Source organism: Mediterraneibacter massiliensis (assembly GCF_001487105.1).
Classification (GTDB): domain Bacteria; phylum Bacillota; class Clostridia; order Lachnospirales; family Lachnospiraceae; genus Mediterraneibacter; species Mediterraneibacter massiliensis.
Window position 1 is genome coordinate 34,611 of the sequence record NZ_LN913000.1, and the last position, 19,854, is coordinate 54,464.

A 19,854-nucleotide genomic window follows, 5' to 3' on the forward strand; every position below is an offset into this window, starting at 1 on the left:
ATAAAGAACAAAAAGTGGTACGCCGGCAGCGGACTCTATTGGTATTGTATCTCAAATGATGTATGAGACAGCTGCGCCTCAGCCAAGGGCTGTTGTTCTTTGCTTAAGATTAAAAGTGTGAGCCAGGGGCAATCTGACAGAGGAGTAAGGTCAGTGAGTGGGTTCTTCCGCAGATCCACATCTGTTATGGCAGGTAATCGTGATAAAAAGGACAACTCATTTATGCCTGTTCCCCCCACATTTAGATAGTGCAGAGTAGGCAGTTGTGCAAGCTTATCTAAGTGAGAAATGGTGCTGCCGTACAGATCAAGATTTTGGAGCTTATGAAAACCGACAAAATAGGATAGATCAACATCTGGGGTAGAGTACAGACGAAGTTCCGTCAGATTCGTAAGTCCTTTTAGTGTTTCAGCTGTTCCGCTGGGCAGTTCTCCCACGATCAGGCGTGAGAGACTAGAACAGGATTCCAGCGGGGAAAAATCAGTAACCCAAGTGCTGCGCACATTGAGGGATTGAATATCACTTCCTTCAAAGAAATCTACAGACGTGATGCCGGTGGCCTCCAGAGTGATATCCCGCAGAGCGGGCAGTCCGGTTAACACTTCTGCCGAACGCACAGGATTTTCTCCCAAATCCAGCACCTGCAGTCTTGTTAGAGCAGACAGAGGAGTTAGATTAGAAATCTGATTGCCAGTAAGACTGAGATACTCCAAAGGCAGTTCAGAAAGAGGAGACAGATCCGTTATCTGTTGATAGTCCAGTACCAGTATCTGCAGATTGGTACATTGAGCCAGTAGTTCTAGATCATCGTCGCTGATATCTCCATGGTTTGTTTTTTCTGCATAGTAATCGTGAGTAGAATTGGCTAATTCCTCATGTTCTTGGAGTGTTCCAACCAGTGTCTGTCCACATACCAGCAGCTGTTCCACCTCATCCAAACGCTCTATGGGAATGGAGGCGCGCGCATCTAGCTGTAGTTCTTGTCGAAGCGCGTCTTCTAAAAGAGAAGAAGGGGGCTGCATCTTGGGCGTATAGATCTGGAAAAGACAGAGGATGACCGCTGCACAAATTATACTAACAGCAGCGGCGATAACACAGCGTTGCTGTCGATATTTCAGAGTTCGGTATACTGAGCGGATAGAGGCGTACCGATTCTTAGGATCAAAGGCAGTACAGCGTCGGATCACGCGATCTAGAAATCTAAAGTTGCTATCTGTTGATACTGGATCAAAATGTCCTGTGTGCAGAAAACGCATGAGCATACCTAGACTGTAGACATCGGAACGCGCATCTGTTTGCTGATAGCCGAATTGTTCTGGCGGAGCAGTCACCTGTGTTCCGAGGAATACCGTATCCTCCAGTTTTTCCGGCCGATGACGGCGGGCAGCTCCTAAATCTATGAGGTGGCAGCAGCCGGACGGATCAAGAATGACATTTTGAGGTTTTACATCCCGACATATGATCGGAGGATGCTGGCTGTGCAGATACTGAAGCGCCTGACACACAGAGAGGGTAAGTGTACGGACTTTATTAGACGGAACATGTCCTTGCGATGTGACAAGCTCATAAAGACTTACTCCTTCTACATACTCTCGAACCAGATATTCCTTCCCTTTCCATTCCAGATAAGCCAGAGGACGGGGGATCTGAGGGTGCCGCAGTTCCTGTAGTAAATGATATTCTTGACGCAGGGTATCCCTGCGTCCTGAAGACTGTACTTTCAGCACTGCCGGCCAACCTTCCCGATCTTGCATTAGATATACCTGCCGTTTGCCGTCCTTTAAACAGGATAAGATGTTGTACTGCGCACTTAAGCAAGGGGGAAGTACTATGTGCTCTAAAACCTGTGTTTGATATTCTTGTAAAAATTGTTCGCGTATTTTCATATCAGCTATCCTTTGCAAAGAGACTTCGTTCGGGAAGAGAGGCAAGCAGTTCTTCAGTTTCCAGAAGAGACATTTTTTGATTGAGCGCAAAAATTACAGCGGCATCCCGGCGTATTTTGGGATAGAGTGCTCCACAGTCTCCCACTGCCAGCAACCGCTGCGTTTCTTTCAAAGAAAGCTGTAACACAAGTGATGTACGCAGCAAGATATCGCGTCCGGGTATCCGATCTCCATTAAGGATCTGATATCCGTAAGATTTACTGATATCTGTACCGGCTATCCATTCCGGGGCCGACATTTTTGCGTTTTCCAATAATTCCCGTAAAATCCGGGCACAGGTAGGCGTATTCTGCGTTTGCTTTAAGAAGTTGGTTCCGCTTTTGCGGCTGCGCAGCTTATCAAACAGTGTACTTGTAGTTTCCATGATCGGCTTTCCTCCTCCCAAGAATTGTATTTATTATAACAGAAATCCTGTTTTTTTGTGAAAAAAAGCTCTGCACTGTGAAACAGTGAGAGCTAAAAAGTTTAGGTATAACTGTAATTTTGTCAAAGATATATTATGATTGAATTTTGAACAAAGTATATTTGTATTTAGCCAGTGCGTAATACAGGAGCATTCCCAGGATACCGCAGGAAACAATTTCTCCGATTCCAACTGTCAGCATCATAAATGGGATGGGAAGAGGAACCTGATATCCGTATTTCAGCACGAAAGGGACGATGAGAATATTGGCGGTGATCGGGGGGATCGGAGCAAAGAACTTGTTCAGATTCCGGAGTTTCCAGGTGAAAAACGCACCGAGCAGAGTCGCCAGACTGCCGAAAATAATGTCTGGGACGATACATCCGCCCAGGATATTGCTGAGCAGACAACCGATAAATAAACCTGGGATTGCCGCAGGGGTAAATACCGGAAGAATCGTCAGCGCCTCTGACAGACGAACTTGAACTTCACCATAGCTAAATGGAGCGAACAGAAGTGTGATCACTACATAGATGGCAGCAATCATCGCTGCCTGTGCCATAAACAGCACGGGGGTGTTTTTTGATACTTTCATTTTGTTATTCTCCTTTAGTTTTGTTTTACGTGTGGAAGGTCTCGAACACACGATTCATTTAACGCCGGAAATCGGCGGCAAGCCCGATAAGACCTTGGTTTTTGTGGGCTTTGCTACGGGTGGTAGTATAGCATGGAGCGGAATAAAATTCAAGTTGTACCCACAATTTACCCACAATGAAATAAAAAAGCACTCTATTTATAATTTTTAGATTGCTTTAATGAAATGGTAGCATTAGGAAAATCCTCTTTTAACGCTTCTAATTGACGAGTTAATGATAAAGACTCTCGTCGTTCCTTTTCTGCATCGTTAATAGCAATGTGGTAAATCCGTCGCTCTTTTCGGTCTGGGAGCTGTGAAATCAAGAAATGAGTATAATTATTAATATCTTCTATCAAATCTAAATAATCCACTAAATCCATTTCAATTTTATTTATTGAAACTTTGACGTTATGCGCAATAGCTGATTTACCATTTATTGTTATTTTAAGATCATTGCTGTATGTTGTATGTGATAGTTCTTTTTAGATGATATGAGAAATCATAGGCCTATAGAAGCAAATGAACAACTATTTTGTAATCATTTGCGAATATATTTAAAAGTAGAATGGATGGAGTAAAATCAATCGAGAAAGTAAGGCATTTTCTTGAAGATTACAAGAAAAAGTGAGTGTATATCCAACCATCAATAGGTGGTTGGTTTTCTTATGCCTTAGACTATGTAATGCTGTAAAAAAGCCGCCCCACTAGTTATGGTGTGGAGCGGCAGCCTTTTACTTAGATATCTATTGAACTGAAATCAATCTTCAGATCATCATAGATCCCGGCTTTAACAGCCTCAGAGAATGTGTAGTCTCCGGTGTCTTCAGATGCGAAGTTGTAAACGAGAATTCGGTTTTTGTCAGGGTCAACAATCCAGTATTCACGAACTCCGGCAGTACGGTATTTGAACAGCTTGGTATAGTAGTCTGTTCGTCTGCTGCCCGGTGAGACAATCTCAATAATCCAGTCCGGCGCACCTGTGCAGCCTTTGTCTGTGAGCTTGTCAGGGCTGCATATAACGCTTATATCCGGCTCGACATAGTCTTTATCATCTGCGTTGAGAAATACGGCAAATGGGGCAATATCGACCTCACAGGAGCCGCCTTTCTTGTCGATGTAGTCCGCAACCTTACGATAGAGGGCGCCAAGTATCTGCTGATGCTTCCGCGTGGGCGGCGCCATCATATATATCTGGCCGTCGATCAGCTCTGCCCGTTGTCCATCCGGAAGGGCATAGATATCATCAATGGTATACTCTTTGTTCTGCTGCAGTAATGGCATAGTAACACATCCTTTCTTGAAAATAAGATTGCTATTTGATAAATTCCCGGCTCATACTGCCAATGTCCATAATCCATGAGGCCCCGCAGGAATGGCAAAATATTGTGTGAAAAATAATCCCATGCTCAGGATCAAAATAAGCTTCTCCGTCCTCAGAATCAAAACAAGTGTCTATTAATTCTTCTGTAAAATCCACCTTGTTTCCGCAATTTGGACAGCGCCACCATAGTTTCATAAAATGCACATCCTTTCATGGTGAGAGTGTTTACAGTTGCGTTGTGGTTATTCTTCATCTTCCCAAAAGGCTTCGTCAGGCTCATCTTCGTATAATACCAAAATGGCTCGAGGGAAAAGAATAAATAGCAAAAAGAGAAAAAGTCTGTTGCTGGGAATTTTGCATATATCAAACTTCGGTCTGAGGAAAAAGAACATTATTGTTCACGCTCCATTCGTTCATCAATCGCTTTTTTGATATATCCATTTACGGATTCTCCGGCGTGTCCCGCTGCCGTTTTAATCTCCTCGTATTTCTCTTTTTGAACATCCAGAGGAATACGCTTAAGTTTCGTTTTGGCATACTGGATATCATATTTTGCCTTATCTTCTTTTGTTGGCATTCCTTCACCTACTTTCGTACACAACTTAATGGAGCGCTCAAATATTATGTTATCTTCTCCACCTTACGTTAAAAGTATAGCATATATTCAAGACTATGTACATAGTGAAATATGATGAAAAACTATGTGCATAGTATAATATAATCAAGATAAAGGTAAGGCAAACGAACAGCCCGAAAAGCTGTGAAGCTGAAGACCATATACCTGTGAGCGAAGTCGTGGACGAGGTGCAATAGTCAGGAAGATGATTCAGCCGGATGCAGCCACTATCTTGAAAAATCAATGGAAGGAGACGGGACTATGAAATACAATCTCAGGGCGATCATGCTGAGGGCATGGAAGAACTACCACAAGATGCGGCTTTCATTCGCAGAGTGCTTACATAGGGCATGGATCTCCGCGAAAGCGGAAGCGGTGAATGAGAAGCGTATCCAGAGAGCGAAAGCAGAAGCAGGGATCAGTGAGGACATGAACACATGGAGCGGATGGAAGGCTCTTGGTTATGAAGTGATACACGGCAGCAGGGCACTGTTTGGTACAGAACTGATCTGGGGCAGCAGGGGAGACGGAGCTGTATATAAGGCGAGATTCTTCGGACGCTCACAGGTGCAGGAGATAGCAACAGCATAAAGAAAATGCCCTTGCCAGTGCTGTAACATTGACAGGGGCGAGCATAGCCGGAGCTATACCAAATTCAACAGACATAGTATAGCAGAGATTCGGCGGAAAGAGCAAGAAGTAAATGAGCACAATTAGAATTAAACATAGCATTTATTCTTGCAATCTTACAATCTCCAGAGTATCATCACGCTGTATCCATTGAAAAAAAGACTCTGAAATGTTATCGTTAAGAGACCAAGACAAAAGGGAAGTGATGGTGTGTGAAACTGACAGTTAATGACATCAGACAATTATGGGAAAAGGGACAGGCAGAATTAGTGGCAGGAAAAGAGGGACTTGCTCATACTGTTGAAGTCTATGACATGATGGAGCAGCCGGATATCAAGCCGTGGCTTAGAAAGGATATGCTGTTGATCACTACAGGATATGCGATCCGCAACGATAAAGAAAAACTGCTGGACCTGATCCGGAATCTGCATGAGGCGGATGCCGCAGCGCTGGCGATTAAAACACGCTTTTTTGGAGAGTTTCCCAAAGAGGCGTTAAAGTTGGCAGATGAACTGCATTTCCCCCTCTTTTTTTTAAACAATGCTTTAGGCTTTATGGAAACGGTTTATCCGGTCATGACGGCAATAGTGAAAGCGAACAATGGAATAGAAATGCAGGATTGCTGTCAGATCGGACAGAGCGAAAAGAGGGAATTAGACCGAACATTTTATTTTGCTCTGGTTCAAGGAAAGATGAAAGAGGAGAAAGAGGCGCAAGTAAGGGCGCATTCTCTTTGCTGGCCAAAGGTACCGGTGCGTTGGATGGAAATCCGTCCCTTATATACAAAGAAAGGATGGGGTGGACAAAACAAAGAGAGAATGGAAGAGAAGGCGGAGTCGTTCTTTCAGAAACAGCAACTGCCCTATATTAAACTTTCATTTCCTGAGAAAACGACGATCTTGTTCTGCGAGCCGAAATATATACTTCCCTTTAAGAAAGCTTTGAAAGAGAGGCTGGAAAAGCTGGAGGAAGCGGCGCATACGGAATTGTGCATGTTGATATCTGACAGTATAGGCAGATACCTAGATATGCCAAAAGCGGCCGGGCAGCTGTCTGCCCTTTCACGGATCGCCGGAAATGTTTCTGTGGAAGAGAAAGTCCTGTGGAGAGAAGAAATGCAATATGAAGAGCTTCTGCTGGAAATCGCGAAACTGCCGCAGGTGAAGCTCTATGTGGAGGAGCGTCTGTACTGCCTGAAAGAATATGACAGGGAACATGGTACAAAATTAATAGAAACATTGGAAATGATGATGCGAAATGGAGGCTCAAAAAAGCAAACGGCGGAAAAGCTGTATCTTCATAGGAATACGATGCTGTATCGAGTGAAAAAGATAGAAGAAATACTGAAATGTGATATGAGAGATTTCAAAACGCTGCAGGAACTGGAATTTCTTTGCCGGGTGAAAGCGTATTTCTCAGAAAGTGAAGAAGGATAAGAGGGATATGTGCATGGAGCACAAAGAGTCTGTTTAAAAATTGTTTACATAGAATAAAGACTTTATTGAGATAAAGTGGTATGTTGTTATTAAATAGAAAACGTGTAAAGGAGAGTAAAAATATGTTGATGAAACAGATCATGGAAGCGTACGATATTCTGGATGATGGGAACGTAACAGGGAAGAAAGTGGAGGCATATCTAAGAGGCATAAAATCAGATGCAGATATCGAGGTGTATGAACTAAAAGGACCAAAGGGTTCTACTGATATGCTCAAGGTACGTATCCCTGGTTCTAAAGGAAAAACAAATGGCGGAACTGCGCCGACGATCGGGCTTCTTGGCAGACTGGGCGGGCTGGGAGCACGCCCGGAACGGATCGGTTTTGTATCTGATGGTGACGGAGCTCTTGCGGCGGTTGCCCTTGCCGCCAAAATTTTGGATATGCAGAACAAAGGAGATATGCTGGAAGGAGACGTATTGATCTCTACGCATATCTGTCCGGATGCACCGACGCAGCCTCATGATCCGGTTCCTTTTATGGGTTCTCCAGTAGAGATGTCTCAGGTGAACAAAGAAGAAGTATCGGATGATTTGGACGCTATTCTTTCTGTGGATACAACAAAAGGAAATCGCGTGATCAATACAAGAGGATTTGCCATTTCTCCTACTGTGAAAGAAGGGTATATTTTAAGGACTTCCGAGGACCTGCTGGATTTGATGCAGATCACGACGGGCAGACTTCCATATGTATTTCCGCTGGCTACGCAAGATATCACGCCTTATGGAAATGACGTGCATCATATCAACAGTGTATTGCAGCCATGCACGGCGACGAAAGCTCCGGTAGTGGGGGTTGCCATTACGACAGAGGTCATGGTGCCGGGATGTGCGACGGGAGCTACACATGCGACAGATGTAGAAGAAGCGGCACGGTTTATGTTGGAAGTTGCGAAAGCCTTTGGGCGCGGACAGTGTAAATTTTATGATGAAGCAGAATATGCCCGCATTGTGAAATTGTATGGGACTATGGAACATTTGCAGACGCTGGGGAAAGAGTAAGAGGTGAGTATATTGAAGATCGGTGCGATTACCATCGGACAAGCTCCAAGAACAGATGTGACAGCAGATATCATGGATATTTTTGAAGGGCAGGCTGAGCTTATACAGGCTGGCGGACTGGACGGTCTGTCTAGGGAAGAAATCGCTGACTTCCAGCCGAAAGAAGGAGACTATGTGCTTGTCTCCCGTCTGACAGACGGAACGTCGGTTACTTTTGCAGAATGGCATATCCTGCCAAGGCTGCAGGAGGCGATCGATACGATGGAGGCAGAAGGCTGCCGGCTGATCATGTTCTTTTGCACAGGGAAATTTCCCGAAACATTAACAGCCAGGCATATTCCCTTGATCTATCCGTGCGACATCCTAGATCGCCTGGTTCCTTTGATGACGAAAAAATCGAATATAATCTGTGTGACACCTTCTCCATTGCAGCTTGCGCAGACAGAGGAAAAATGGAGGCAATATGTAGATAAGGTGACTTCAGTCGCGGCTTCCCCTTATGGAGCATGGGAGGAACTGGAAAAGGCGGCAGAACGGGTGAAAGACATGGAGGCAGATCTGGTCGTTTTGGATTGTATTGGCTATACACAGGAAATGAAGCGTATGTTTGAAGAAAAAACAGGGAAAATGATTGTTCTTCCCCGTACTCTTCTCGCGCGGGTCGTATCTGAACTGACAGATTTAAAGAAAAGAGGATAAAAAGATAATGGAAGATTTAGTAAAGATCGCGGAGCAGGTGCTGGTATCCTGTCTGGGAGTCAGGCGGGGAGAAGAAGTTCTTGTGATCACTGATGATACGAGAAAAGAAATCGGAGAGGCATTGTATGAAGCTGCCGGTCATCTTGGCTGCGAAGGAATGCTGTTTGTCATGCGGGAAAGAGACGTCAGCGGGCAGGAACCGCCCAGGGCGATCGCAGAAGCCATGAAGGCGGCAGATGTCGTGATCGCGCCTACGGCAAAATCGCTGACTCATACAAACGCAAGGATCCAAGCGGCAAAAGCAGGAACCAGGGTGGCGACAATGCCGGGGATTACCAGAGAAATGTTCACTAAAGGAGCGATGACAGCAGACTATACAGCAGTAGAGAAACTGACTGCAAAGATCACGGATATGCTGTCAAAAGCAGACTGTGCGAGAATTGAAAAGAGTGGAAAGATATTACATATTTATTTAAAAGGAAGAAAGGGTGTTCCCAGTCCGGGTGTATATAGGGAAAATGGACAATGCGGGAATCTTCCTTCCGGGGAAGCGTATATCGCTCCTTTGGAAGATGGAGCAGATGGAGAAATGCTCATAGACGGTTCTATGGTAGGGATCGGGAAATTAGAAAGTCCGTTGTATATGCAGATCCGCGGAGGAAAACTTTGCCATGTGACAGGAGAAAAAAGTGAGAATCTGGACATCCTGCTGAAAAATCAGGAAAATGCGACGTTGTGTGAACTAGGAATAGGGACCAATGAGGCTGCTGTTTTAAACGGCATTATCTTGGAAGACGAGAAAGTGTATGGAACAGTGCACATTGCCTTTGGGACGAATACTTCCTTTGGCGGGGTAAATAAAGCAGATTGCCATATGGACGGCATTATTTTGCGGCCCACACTCTATCTGGACGATACATTGGTGATTAAAGAAGGAGTATTTCAAGTATAAAAATAACCCCCGCAGCCGGCAGAAAAGCTGTGGGGGTTTGTTGTGAGCCTGGTTTGGGCATTTGAAGGAGGAGACAAATGAGTAAGCAGGAAAAAGCATTTAAAATAGGATTGATCCGTGTCCTGACTAGTGAAGATCCGGAGGTACTATATGCTCATCAAAAGCAGATCATGGAGAAATTTCCTACTTTGACGGTAGAGACAAAATGTATTCCGGATCAGCCGGAGGGAATACACAGTCCCGAACTTTGTGAGATTGCAGTTCCCAAGATAGTAGAGACGGCAAAATCCTTTCAGAATGTGGATATGATCATTGTCAGCTGTGCGGATGATCCGGGAGTCAGGCAGATACGAAAGGCAATGCCGGGTATGCCGGTGACCGGAGGCGGGGAGACAACGGCGGCTCTGGCTCTGCGTTACGGGGAAAAAGTAGGCGTGCTGGGAATCACAGAGTATGCGCCGGACGCTTACAGAAGACTTCTGGCAGGAAAAATGATCCTGGAGAAGCCAAAAGGTGTGGACAGTACGTTGGATCTGATGACGCCGGAAGGAAGAAAACAGGTAATCGCCTCCGGCATGCGTCTGAAAGAAAAGGGAGCAGAAGTGATCGCTCTTGCCTGCACAGGTCTTGCGACGATCGGTGCGGCACAAGAGTTGGAGGACGTTACAGGGCTTCCTGTTATCGATCCGGTGATGGCAGAAGGTCTATTTGCCTACTATGAGAGTATCCGGTAATACGAAAAATCCGATTCGGCAGGTTTTGCCAGTTTTTAGGTTTATAGTTGTATTTCATGCGGGTTCAGTGTTATAATAATACCATTACCCAAAACAGCTGTTCTTGGGCAGCTTAAAAAGAAGAAGGAGTATTGGTTATGGAATTGGTAACGATTCGGGAGTTATTTAAAAACAGAGAGAAGTATCTGGACCAGAAAGTGACCGTAGGAGGATGGATACGCAGTATCCGCGACTCGAAAACTTTTGGCTTTATCGTAGTAAATGACGGTTCTTATTTTGAGCCGCTTCAGATCGTATATCATGATAAAATGGAGAATTTCGGCGAGATCTCGAAACAGAATGTAGGCGCGGCGATCATCGTGACAGGTACGTTGGTAGCGACACCGCAGGCAAAACAGCCTTTTGAGATCCAGGCGGATGAGGTGACGGTAGAGGGAACTTCCGCGCCGGATTATCCGCTGCAGAAGAAACGCCATAGTTTCGAATATCTTAGAACAATTTCGCATCTTCGTCCTAGAACAAATACATTCCAGGCGGTGTTCCGTGTTCGGTCGCTGGCCGCATATGCGATCCATAAGTTTTTCCAGGAGAGAGGCTTCGTCTATGTGCACACTCCGCTGATCACAGGGAGCGACTGTGAAGGCGCCGGAGAGATGTTCCGTGTGACAACACTGGATATGGGAAACGTGCCGAAGAATGAGGATGGAACGGTTGATTACACGAAAGACTTTTTCGGAAAAGAGACAAGCTTGACTGTAAGCGGTCAGTTAAATGGCGAGACATATGCGCAGGCATTCCGCAGTATTTATACCTTTGGTCCGACTTTCCGCGCGGAGAATTCGAACACGACAAGACATGCGGCGGAATTCTGGATGATCGAGCCGGAGATTGCGTTTGCTGATCTGGAGGATAATATGGATCTGGCAGAGGCAATGCTGAAGTATATTATTTCCTATGTGTTAGAAGAAGCGCCGGAGGAGATGAATTTCTTTAATTCTTTCGTGGATAAGGGTCTGCTGGAGCGTCTGCACAACGTGGTGAATTCAGATTTTGCCCGCGTGACATATACAGAAGCCGTAGAGATTCTTGAGAAGAATAATGATAAATTTGAATATAAAGTATCCTGGGGCTGTGATCTGCAGACAGAGCATGAGCGTTATCTGACAGAGCAGGTATATAAACGTCCGGTATTTGTCACGGATTATCCAAAGGAGATCAAGGCATTTTATATGAAGCTGAATGAAGACGGAAAGACGGTCGCTGCGGTAGACTGTCTCGTACCGGGGATTGGAGAGATTATCGGGGGCAGCCAGAGAGAAGACGACTATGAGAAATTAAGAGCCAGAATGCAGGAATTAGATCTGTGCGAGGAGGATTATAAATTTTATCTTGACCTCCGAAAATATGGTTCTACGAGACATGCAGGATATGGACTCGGTTTTGAAAGATGTGTCATGTATCTGACAGGTATGTCCAATATCCGTGATGTCCTTCCGTTTCCGAGAACGGTCAATAACTGTGAGTTATAAGCAGAAATATAAAAAGCAGGAAATACAGAAACGACCAGAGAGGCGCGGCGGATTGCCGCGCCTTACGTGTATAAGAAAGGAAAAAGAGCAATGCGGTTTATTCATATAGCAGATATACATCTGGGGGCGACCCCGGACGCGGGAAAGGCATACAGCGCAATACGTCCAAAAGAACTTTGGGATACATTTGAATATGTCATAGAAGTCTGTGAAAGAGAAAAAATAGATTTGCTGCTCATCGCCGGGGATTTATTTCACCGCCAGCCGCTGCTTCGCGAACTGAAAGAAGTGAATTTTTTATTTTCCAGCCTTTCCCATACAAAAGTGGTGCTGATCGCAGGCAATCACGATTATATCAGAAGAGATTCTTATTATCGTACATTTCAATGGAGCGAAAATGTATATCCGTTGTTTGGAGAAGAGATGGAATATGTTGCATTTTCGGAGCTTCAGACAGCAGTGTACGGGTTTAGTTATTACAGTAGGGAGATTGTGGAGGCGAAATATGATACGGCGGTAGCATGCGGCGTACAGCCCTTTGAGATCCTGCTGGCGCACGGAGGAGATGAGAAGCACATTCCTATACACAGAGAGAAACTGGAAAAAAGTGGTTTTGCCTATGTGGCGTTAGGGCATATCCACCAGACAGCGGAAAAACAGGAGAGAGGTTCTGGTTTTCTGAAACGACAGCGGATCTTGTATGCTGGTTCATTGGAACCTATCGATAGAAATGATATAGGCATACATGGTTTTGTCGAAGGCGAGATACGACAGGAAGGGGTATGCTGCCGCAGGGTGCCATGTGCAAAGAGGCAGTATATACATATGCAGATCCCAGTCGATGAGAGACAGACGGCAGGAAGCCTGTACAGGCTTATGAAGCAGGTGGTAGAAGAGACAGGCGTGGAAAATATATACAAGATCACCCTTAGGGGCAGCCGGGATGCGGACATCGTATTTGACACGGCAAATATGGATGCATATGGAAATATTCTGGAGATCCTGGATGAAACACATCCAGTATACGACTTTGCCCGCCTGGCTGAAGAAAATTCCCATAACCTTTTGGGAGTATACATCCGCATGCTGCAGGGCTGTCCCGAAAACAGTGTGGAATATAAAGCACTCTGTGAGGGCGTAGAGGCCATTCTGACAAATATGCATGGAGAAAAGGAAAAGCAGATATGATCATCAAAGAAGTGTACATACAAAATTTTGGAAAATTTTCAGAACAGCATTTTTGGTTTGAACCCGGAGTGAATATCATCTATGGGGAGAATGAATTTGGGAAAAGTACGCTCTGCGCTTTTATACGTGCCATGTTGTTTGGCTTGGAGAGAGGAAGGGGAAAAGCGGCGGCAAGAGATGATTTCAGCAGGTATGAGCCGTGGGATAACCCGAATCACTATGCGGGGAGCATGCGGTTTACCTGTGGTGGGAGGAATTTCCTGCTGGAGAGAAATTTTGACAGATATAGAAGATCTGCTGTTTTGATCTGCGAGGATGATGGGGAGGAATTGTCCGTAGAACAAGGAGACCTGGAAATCCTTTTGGGAGAGATGACGCCGGCTGTGTTTGACAACACTGTCCTAATCCGACAGATGTCGGCAAAGCCAGGACAGGAGTTAGCGGATAGTCTGCGGAATTATGCGGCCAACTATTATGAAACCGGAAGTGGAGAGGTCGATCTGCAGGGGGTGCTTAAATGCCTGAAGGAGAAACAAAAAGAGGCAGAGAGAAAGGTACAATATATAAGCAAAGAAGAGGAGCAAAAAAAAGAAAAGATCCGGCAGGAATGTAGATATATCGAGCAGGATATGGAAAAGATCCGGCAGGATTTCGCGGAAAATCAAAGCAGATATAATGTACAAGTCCGGATCGAAGCAAGCTTGCGTACCCGGCAGGAGCAGGCTGCAAAAAGCCGGGAAGAGGATGTGCCAGGTGCTGAAGATCCTAAGAAAGGACAGGAAAACAGGACTCTTCTTGCAGAAGGAGCTGCCGGGATCCTGGTCGGACTGATAGCAGTGATGGCAGGCTACTTTCTCAAACAGCAGGAGTGGTTTCCGGGCAGTGTGCCGCTCATGGTGCTGTCCAGCGTGATCCTGGTGATCGGCATAATCCTGCTTGGTGTGGGGCTGGTAAGAGAGATATATGCAGATAGATCTGCCGGACGCCAGAAGATGCAGGATATACAAAGGCAAGAGCAGGCTGAGGAAGAAAAAAGAGAGGCAAAGCAGGAGTTAAGCAAGGCGGAAGAAGAGAAGAAGAAACTGATGTGGCAGCGGGAAAAGCTGCAGTCTGACTGGAAAGAAAAAGAAATACGTCTGGAAAATCTGCGTGAGGAAGCCATGGATTTTTCTGTGCCGGAAGAATTGGCCCTGTCAGAAGAAAGTGTAAGAGCATTGAAATTGGCAGAGGAGACGATGCTTACAGCGTCGAAAAAACTGCGATACAGCATAGATGAGAGGATGAATGACAAGGCTTCTGAAATTTTAAGCATTGTGACAGGCGGACGTTATAAAGGATTGAAAATAACAGAAACGTTTGACATATCTGTGTGGGACGGAAAGCAGAGGATCCCTCTGTATCGTCTGAGCAGAGGGACGGTGGAACAGATCTACTTTTCTATAAGAATGGCAGCCTCTGCATTCTTAGGGGAAGAGGAGATGCCAGTCATTTTAGATGACGTATTTGCGTTTTATGATGAGAAAAGAGTAAAAAGTGCATTAAAATGGTTGAGGGATACGAAAAAGCAGGCTATAATATTTACTTGCCAAAAGAGAGAACAAGAAATTTTTTATAGACATATGGAAGGAAGATAGTAGATGAAAATAGCATTGCCGAAAAAGGTGCAAATGATCATTCAGAATCTGCAGCTGCATGGATATGAAGCGTATGCGGTTGGCGGCTGTGTGAGGGATTCTATCTTGGCACGGCGGCCGGAGGATTGGGATATTACGACGTCTGCTAGACCGGAAGAAATCAAACGTCTGTTTAGAAGAACAGTAGATACGGGGATCGAGCATGGGACAGTTACTGTGCTTATCGGAAAAGACAGTTTTGAAGTGACAACATATCGGATAGACGGGCTGTATGAAGACAGCCGTCATCCTAAAGAGGTCATTTTCACTAACCAATTAGAAGAAGACTTGCGCAGACGAGATTTTACGATCAATGCCATGGCATATAATGATGAAGTACGCCTGGTGGATGTGTTTGGAGGAATGCAGGATTTAAACCGCCATCTGATACGCTGTGTGGGAAATCCTAAGGAACGATTTTCAGAAGACGCGCTCAGAATATTGCGGGCAGTCCGGTTTTCTGCGCAGCTTGGGTTTCCGATCGAGGATAATACGGCAGAGGCGGTAAAAGAACTGGCGCCTACGCTTAAAAACATCAGCGCGGAGCGTATCCAGGTAGAATTAGTCAAACTTTTGACCTCGAATCATCCGGAAAAAATAAAAGATGCGTATGAACTAGGGATTACCAGGGTAGTTTTGCCGGAATGGGACGCAATGGTCGGTGTAAAGCAGAATACGCCGCATCATAAATACGATGTAGCAGAGCATACGCTGCATGCTTTAAAAAATGTAAAAAGAGATAAGATATTAAGGCTTACAATGTTGTTCCATGATATGGGCAAGCCCTCCATGAAAACGACCGATGAAAAGGGGATCGATCATTTTAAGGGACATGCGTTGGTGAGTGAAGAGATCGCGCGGAAAATACTGCGTCGTTTGAAATTCGATAACGATACAGTGAAAAAGGTGACCCGTCTGGTGTGCTACCACGATTACCGTATCGAGGCGACGCCTAAGAATGTTCGGCGCGCCATGAACCGGATAGGGGTGGAACTGTTCCCATATTATCTGGCAGTGCGGATGGCAGATGCGAAAGCCCAGAGTCCATATAAGAGAAGAGAAAAGATTGAGAATATTGTCGCCATGCGAGAAGTATATCAGGAGGTACTTCTTAATCAAGAGTGTGTTACACTAAGAGATCTGGCGGTGAGTGGAAGAGATCTGATGGCGCTTGGCATGCAGCCGGGAAGAGAACTGGGCAGCATGCTCTCAGAACTTTTGGAATGGGTCATCGATGATCCAGAGTGCAACAAAAAAGAGATTTTGTGTGAATATGTGAAAGAAAAACTTGGTTTATAGCATACTTGGGCTGTTCCCTTCATAGATTAGAAAGAACTATGAATCGCATAATGCAGGGGGCAGCCATGAAGGAGTATGAATTAGAAGTATTGGAACAATATGACATGGAAGTGAGAAGCACCCGCAGGATCAGGGGTGCGTTTTTTTGCGAAACAAATGAGGGGACGATGTTGCTGAAGGAGACAAAGATATCTGCGCGTCGTGCTCCTCTTTTGTATAAGTTGTTAAGCCGTCTGGAAGAGGAAACAAAGTTTAAAGTAGATACGCCGGTTTTTACAAAAAATGGCGAGCTGTTATGTTTGGGCAGAGACGGTACAAAATATATGCTGAAAAAGTGGTTCTCCGGGCGAGAGTGTGAGGTGAAACGAGAAGCAGATATTTTAGAAGCAGTCCGACAGTTGGCACGCTTGCATGAAGTGTTAAACTGGGATGAAAATTTTGGAGTTTCAAAAGAATGTATTCCGTTTACAGGCCGCGTGCCCGAAGAGGAAGTAAAAAGACACAATAGAGAATTAAAAAAAGTACGCGCCTTTATCAGAGGCAGAGTAACAAAAAATGAATTTGAATATTTGTTTCTGGAGCATTTTGAGCGGATGTATGAACTGGCAGAGAAAGTGACTGTCCGGCTGGGAAGTGAAACGTGCAGAAAGCTGTATGAGAAGTGTATAGAGAAAAAATATCTCATACACGGTGACTATAATTATCACAATGTTTTACTGCCCGGAACGGGCATGCCTGCAGTGACAAATTTTGAACATTTCCGGATGGATGTCCAGGCACAGGATCTATACTATTTTCTGAGAAAAGTGATGGAAAAGCATCAGTGGAATGAACGGCTTGGCAGGAAAATGTTGGATTGCTATCAGGCGGTAAGACCCCTGTGCAAAGGAGAGAAGGAGTATATTGCGCTACATCTTGCGTACCCGGAAAAATTTTGGAAAACAGCGAGCGGATATTATCATTCTAATAAAGCATGGATACCGGAAAAGAGTGTTGAAAAATTGCAGTTATCTGTTTTGCAGGCAGAAGAAAAGTTGGAATTTATAGAAAATATATTTACTTTAAATTTATAAAGGCCTGTTGTATAATAAAAATAGATTTATTATATGTCAGGAGGTACCAGTATGGACTACAGAAAAGGCTATGAGCAGTGGCTTTCCGATTCTTATTTTGACGATGAGACAAAGGCAGAATTAGAAGCTATCAAAGAAGATGATAAGGAGATCAAAGAGCGTTTCTATACGGAACTGGAATTTGGAACAGCCGGGCTGCGCGGCGTGATCGGCGCAGGAACGAACCGGATGAATATTTATACAGTGAGAAAGGCTACACAGGGGCTGGCAAACTATATTTTGAAAAAGAACGGGGAGAAAAAAGGTGTGGCGATTGCTTTTGATTCCCGCCGGATGTCGCCGGAATTTGCGCAGGAAGCAGCCTTATGCCTGGCGGCAAACGGAATCAAGGCATATGTGTTTGAGTCTCTGCGTCCTACGCCGGAACTTTCGTATGCTGTGAGAAAATTAGCGTGTATTGCCGGTATTAATATAACGGCAAGCCATAATCCGCCTGAATATAACGGATATAAGGTATACTGGGAAGATGGCGCGCAGATCACCCCGCCTCATGATAAAGGGATCATGGATGAGGTGAAAGCGGTAGAAAGTTATACAGAAGTAAAGACGATGTCACTGGAAGCGGCGAAAGAAGCAGGACTTTATGAGACGATCGGGGCACAGATAGACGATGCTTATATTGCGGAACTCAAAAAGCAAGTATTGCATCAAGATGCGATAGACGCAGCAGGAAAAGAACTGAAGATTGTATACACGCCGCTTCACGGAACCGGAAATATTCCTGCGCGCCGTATTTTGCAAGAACTCGGTTTTGAAAATGTCTATGTAGTGAAAGAACAGGAACTTCCGGACGGAGAATTCCCAACCGTATCCTATCCGAATCCGGAAGCGGAAGAGGCATTTGATCTGGGATTGAAACTGGCAAAAGAGGTGGACGCGGATATCGTCCTTGCGACAGATCCAGACGCAGACCGTCTGGGTGTACGTGTGAAGGATAAAAATGGCGAATACCATACGCTGACCGGTAATATGTCAGGATGCCTGCTTGCAGATTATGAGATCGGACAGAGAAAGGCGATCAAAGGACTGCCGGAGGACGGTTTCCTGATCAAAACGATCGTAACGACGAATATGGCAGACGCGATCGCAGACGACTATCACGTAGGGCTGATCGAGTGTCTGACAGGATTTAAATATATAGGACAACAGATCCTGGGATTTGAGACGAGCGGAAAAGGTGAGTACGTATTTGGTTTTGAGGAAAGCTATGGCTGTCTGATCGGAACACATGCAAGAGACAAAGACGCGATCGTTGCCACAATGGCGCTGTGTGAGGCGGCAGCATATTATAAGACAAAGAATATGACACTGTGGGATGCGATGATCGATCTCTTTGAACGTTATGGATATTACAAAGATGACATCAAATCTATCACGTTGAAGGGGATTGAAGGGATCGCGAAGATCCAGGAGATCTTGGAGACTCTCCGAAAGGATCCGCCTACAGCGATCGCAGGCTTAAAAGTATTAAAAGTAAGAGATTATAAGGCAGATACGATCAAGGATATGCAGACAGGAGAAGTGACAGGAACAGGGCTGCCTAATTCCAACGTACTTTACTATGATCTTGCAGATGGAGCATGGGTGTGTGTAAGACCTTCCGGAACAGAGCCAAAGGTAAAATTCTACTATGGAATAAAAGGAAATTCCCTTACAGATGCAGATGAAAAGGCGGAAAAGATGGGAAAAGAAATCCTTGCTATGATCGATACCATTATGTAAATGTTTATTATTGCGAAAAACAGTTTAAAAAGGCGCAAAAACAGTAAAACTTCTTGACAAAGAAGAACGAAACCGTTATAACATACATAAGGGTGCTTCGTGTGGCCGTTTATACACGAAACCTTTATAAAAGGGCAGAATATTTGTATTCTAGTACAATTAAGAGGAGGACATGATCCATGAACAAAACAGAATTAGTAGCAGCGATCGCTGAGACAGCAGAAATTTCTAAAAAAGACTCTGAAAAAGCATTGAAGGCTTTTATCGATGTAGTAACAGAACAGATGAAAAAAGGAGATAAAGTACAGTTAGTAGGTTTCGGAACATTTGAAGTAAGCGAAAGAGCTGCAAGAGAGGGAAGGAATCCTCAGACAGGCAAGACAATGAAGATCGCTGCTTGCAAGGCTCCGAAATTCAAAGCAGGAAAGGCATTAAAAGACGCTTTGAACTAATGAGTGTATAAAAAGAGGACAGGTTGTTGTCCCCTATAAGAAAGATATGAGAGCACTTATGATGTACGGCATTGTAAGTGCTCTTTATTATGACAGCGACAGAGTTGTCCGATTGGTTTTAAGGGAGGAGAAAGATGCGACTTGATAAATTCTTGAAAGTATCCCGTCTGATCAAAAGAAGGACGGTAGCCAATGAGGCTTGTGACGCAGGCAGGGTGTTGGTAAATGGGAAATCTGCAAAGGCATCCGTAAAGGTAAAACCGGGAGATGTCATAGAAATCCAGTTTGGAACAAGATCTGTGAAAGTGGAAGTTCTGGCTATACAGGATACAACAAAAAAGGAAGAAGCAAAAGAACTGTTCAAATATCTGTAAATTACAGACATAATCGAACATAACCCCTCATATATATAAAAAAGCACAG

The 19,854-nt window shown here is 44.7% G+C and carries 21 protein-coding genes; 14 read left to right on the forward strand and 7 right to left on the reverse strand.

The window, feature by feature from the left end; translation table 11 throughout:
* Positions 1–35: 35 nt before the first annotated feature.
* From BN3282_RS01025 to BN3282_RS01050, 7 genes are all read right to left on the reverse strand, one after another.
* Complete coding sequence (locus BN3282_RS01025) at positions 36–1,886, reverse strand: protein kinase domain-containing protein (protein WP_059066298.1); 1,851 nt, start codon at positions 1,884–1,886, stop codon at positions 36–38.
* A 1-nt stretch (position 1,887) separates the two neighbouring features.
* Positions 1,888–2,310: a transcriptional regulator gene (locus BN3282_RS01030; protein WP_059066299.1), complete on the reverse strand. Its 423-nt coding sequence runs from the start codon at positions 2,308–2,310 to the stop codon at positions 1,888–1,890.
* Positions 2,311–2,443: 133 nt separating this feature from the next.
* Complete coding sequence (locus tag BN3282_RS01035) at positions 2,444–2,944, reverse strand: QueT transporter family protein (protein ID WP_059066300.1); 501 nt, start codon at positions 2,942–2,944, stop codon at positions 2,444–2,446.
* 194 nt (positions 2,945–3,138) lie between these two features.
* A complete protein-coding gene (locus BN3282_RS14955) occupies positions 3,139–3,366 on the reverse strand; it encodes a hypothetical protein (RefSeq protein WP_154821474.1) in 228 nt (75 codons plus the stop codon).
* Between the two features lie 355 nt (positions 3,367–3,721).
* Positions 3,722–4,267, reverse strand: coding sequence for a Uma2 family endonuclease (locus tag BN3282_RS01040; protein ID WP_059066301.1), 546 nt, complete (start codon positions 4,265–4,267; stop codon positions 3,722–3,724).
* 31 nt (positions 4,268–4,298) lie between these two features.
* Entirely contained in the window at positions 4,299–4,502 is a 204-nt protein-coding gene (locus tag BN3282_RS01045; RefSeq protein WP_059066302.1) for a hypothetical protein, read from the reverse strand.
* Positions 4,503–4,698: 196 nt separating this feature from the next.
* Positions 4,699–4,884, reverse strand: a complete 186-nt coding sequence (locus tag BN3282_RS01050; protein WP_059066303.1) for a hypothetical protein — start codon at positions 4,882–4,884, stop codon at positions 4,699–4,701.
* A gap of 300 nt (positions 4,885–5,184) precedes the next feature.
* Between BN3282_RS01050 and BN3282_RS01055 the strand changes: the two genes are divergently transcribed.
* The 14 genes from BN3282_RS01055 to BN3282_RS01120 all read left to right on the forward strand — a co-directional run bounded on the left by BN3282_RS01055 (position 5,185) and on the right by BN3282_RS01120 (position 19,805).
* Positions 5,185–5,514 carry a hypothetical protein gene (locus BN3282_RS01055; RefSeq protein WP_059066304.1) on the forward strand — a complete coding sequence of 110 codons (330 nt, stop codon included), beginning with the start codon at positions 5,185–5,187 and terminating at the stop codon, positions 5,512–5,514.
* 251 nt (positions 5,515–5,765) lie between these two features.
* Positions 5,766–6,989 carry a PucR family transcriptional regulator gene (locus BN3282_RS01060; protein WP_059066305.1) on the forward strand — a complete coding sequence of 408 codons (1,224 nt, stop codon included), beginning with the start codon at positions 5,766–5,768 and terminating at the stop codon, positions 6,987–6,989.
* A gap of 122 nt (positions 6,990–7,111) precedes the next feature.
* Positions 7,112–8,050: a DUF1177 domain-containing protein gene (locus BN3282_RS01065; protein ID WP_059066306.1), complete on the forward strand. Its 939-nt coding sequence runs from the start codon at positions 7,112–7,114 to the stop codon at positions 8,048–8,050.
* A gap of 3 nt (positions 8,051–8,053) precedes the next feature.
* A complete protein-coding gene (locus BN3282_RS01070) occupies positions 8,054–8,749 on the forward strand; it encodes an AroM family protein (protein ID WP_330382119.1) in 696 nt (231 codons plus the stop codon).
* 7 nt (positions 8,750–8,756) lie between these two features.
* The gene (locus tag BN3282_RS01075) at positions 8,757–9,701 is read left to right on the forward strand and encodes an aminopeptidase (RefSeq protein WP_059066308.1); all 945 of its coding nucleotides are present in this window, start codon (positions 8,757–8,759) and stop codon (positions 9,699–9,701) included.
* Between the two features lie 77 nt (positions 9,702–9,778).
* Positions 9,779–10,435 carry an aspartate/glutamate racemase family protein gene (locus BN3282_RS01080; RefSeq protein ID WP_059066309.1) on the forward strand — a complete coding sequence of 219 codons (657 nt, stop codon included), beginning with the start codon at positions 9,779–9,781 and terminating at the stop codon, positions 10,433–10,435.
* A gap of 137 nt (positions 10,436–10,572) precedes the next feature.
* Positions 10,573–11,964, forward strand: a complete 1,392-nt coding sequence (asnS, locus tag BN3282_RS01085; protein WP_059066310.1) for an asparagine--tRNA ligase — start codon at positions 10,573–10,575, stop codon at positions 11,962–11,964.
* Positions 11,965–12,054: 90 nt separating this feature from the next.
* The gene (locus BN3282_RS01090) at positions 12,055–13,152 is read left to right on the forward strand and encodes a metallophosphoesterase family protein (RefSeq protein WP_059066311.1); all 1,098 of its coding nucleotides are present in this window, start codon (positions 12,055–12,057) and stop codon (positions 13,150–13,152) included.
* A complete protein-coding gene (locus tag BN3282_RS01095) occupies positions 13,149–14,786 on the forward strand; it encodes an ATP-binding protein (protein WP_059066312.1) in 1,638 nt (545 codons plus the stop codon). Before BN3282_RS01090 ends, BN3282_RS01095 begins: the two co-directional genes overlap by 4 nt.
* Positions 14,787–14,789: 3 nt before the next feature.
* On the forward strand, positions 14,790–16,124 hold the full coding sequence (locus tag BN3282_RS01100; protein ID WP_059066313.1) for a CCA tRNA nucleotidyltransferase: 1,335 nt from the start codon (positions 14,790–14,792) through the stop codon (positions 16,122–16,124).
* A gap of 65 nt (positions 16,125–16,189) precedes the next feature.
* A complete protein-coding gene (locus tag BN3282_RS01105) occupies positions 16,190–17,197 on the forward strand; it encodes a CotS family spore coat protein (protein WP_059066314.1) in 1,008 nt (335 codons plus the stop codon).
* A gap of 51 nt (positions 17,198–17,248) precedes the next feature.
* Entirely contained in the window at positions 17,249–18,979 is a 1,731-nt protein-coding gene (locus BN3282_RS01110; RefSeq protein ID WP_059066315.1) for a phospho-sugar mutase, read from the forward strand.
* Positions 18,980–19,158: 179 nt separating this feature from the next.
* Positions 19,159–19,431: an HU family DNA-binding protein gene (locus BN3282_RS01115; RefSeq protein ID WP_059066316.1), complete on the forward strand. Its 273-nt coding sequence runs from the start codon at positions 19,159–19,161 to the stop codon at positions 19,429–19,431.
* 134 nt (positions 19,432–19,565) lie between these two features.
* Positions 19,566–19,805, forward strand: a complete 240-nt coding sequence (locus BN3282_RS01120) for an RNA-binding S4 domain-containing protein (RefSeq protein ID WP_059066317.1) — start codon at positions 19,566–19,568, stop codon at positions 19,803–19,805.
* Positions 19,806–19,854 lie beyond the last annotated feature (49 nt).

Bases quoted from the DNA above. Each gene is read 5' to 3' on its own strand.
- BN3282_RS01025 (WP_059066298.1), bottom strand. From the start codon at position 1,886: ATGAAAATACGCGAACAATTTTTACAAGAATATCAAACACAGGTTTTA.
- BN3282_RS01030 (WP_059066299.1), bottom strand. From the start codon at position 2,310: ATGGAAACTACAAGTACACTGTTTGATAAGCTGCGCAGCCGCAAAAGC.
- BN3282_RS01035 (WP_059066300.1), bottom strand. From the start codon at position 2,944: ATGAAAGTATCAAAAAACACCCCCGTGCTGTTTATGGCACAGGCAGCG.
- BN3282_RS14955 (WP_154821474.1), bottom strand. From the start codon at position 3,366: ATGGATTTAGTGGATTATTTAGATTTGATAGAAGATATTAATAATTAT.
- BN3282_RS01040 (WP_059066301.1), bottom strand. From the start codon at position 4,267: ATGCCATTACTGCAGCAGAACAAAGAGTATACCATTGATGATATCTAT.
- BN3282_RS01045 (WP_059066302.1), bottom strand. From the start codon at position 4,502: ATGAAACTATGGTGGCGCTGTCCAAATTGCGGAAACAAGGTGGATTTT.
- BN3282_RS01050 (WP_059066303.1), bottom strand. From the start codon at position 4,884: ATGCCAACAAAAGAAGATAAGGCAAAATATGATATCCAGTATGCCAAA.
- BN3282_RS01055 (WP_059066304.1), top strand. From the start codon at position 5,185: ATGAAATACAATCTCAGGGCGATCATGCTGAGGGCATGGAAGAACTAC.
- BN3282_RS01065 (WP_059066306.1), top strand. From the start codon at position 7,112: ATGTTGATGAAACAGATCATGGAAGCGTACGATATTCTGGATGATGGG.
- BN3282_RS01075 (WP_059066308.1), top strand. From the start codon at position 8,757: ATGGAAGATTTAGTAAAGATCGCGGAGCAGGTGCTGGTATCCTGTCTG.
- BN3282_RS01080 (WP_059066309.1), top strand. From the start codon at position 9,779: ATGAGTAAGCAGGAAAAAGCATTTAAAATAGGATTGATCCGTGTCCTG.
- asnS (WP_059066310.1), top strand. From the start codon at position 10,573: ATGGAATTGGTAACGATTCGGGAGTTATTTAAAAACAGAGAGAAGTAT.
- BN3282_RS01090 (WP_059066311.1), top strand. From the start codon at position 12,055: ATGCGGTTTATTCATATAGCAGATATACATCTGGGGGCGACCCCGGAC.
- BN3282_RS01095 (WP_059066312.1), top strand. From the start codon at position 13,149: ATGATCATCAAAGAAGTGTACATACAAAATTTTGGAAAATTTTCAGAA.
- BN3282_RS01100 (WP_059066313.1), top strand. From the start codon at position 14,790: ATGAAAATAGCATTGCCGAAAAAGGTGCAAATGATCATTCAGAATCTG.
- BN3282_RS01105 (WP_059066314.1), top strand. From the start codon at position 16,190: ATGAAGGAGTATGAATTAGAAGTATTGGAACAATATGACATGGAAGTG.
- BN3282_RS01110 (WP_059066315.1), top strand. From the start codon at position 17,249: ATGGACTACAGAAAAGGCTATGAGCAGTGGCTTTCCGATTCTTATTTT.
- BN3282_RS01115 (WP_059066316.1), top strand. From the start codon at position 19,159: ATGAACAAAACAGAATTAGTAGCAGCGATCGCTGAGACAGCAGAAATT.
- BN3282_RS01120 (WP_059066317.1), top strand. From the start codon at position 19,566: ATGCGACTTGATAAATTCTTGAAAGTATCCCGTCTGATCAAAAGAAGG.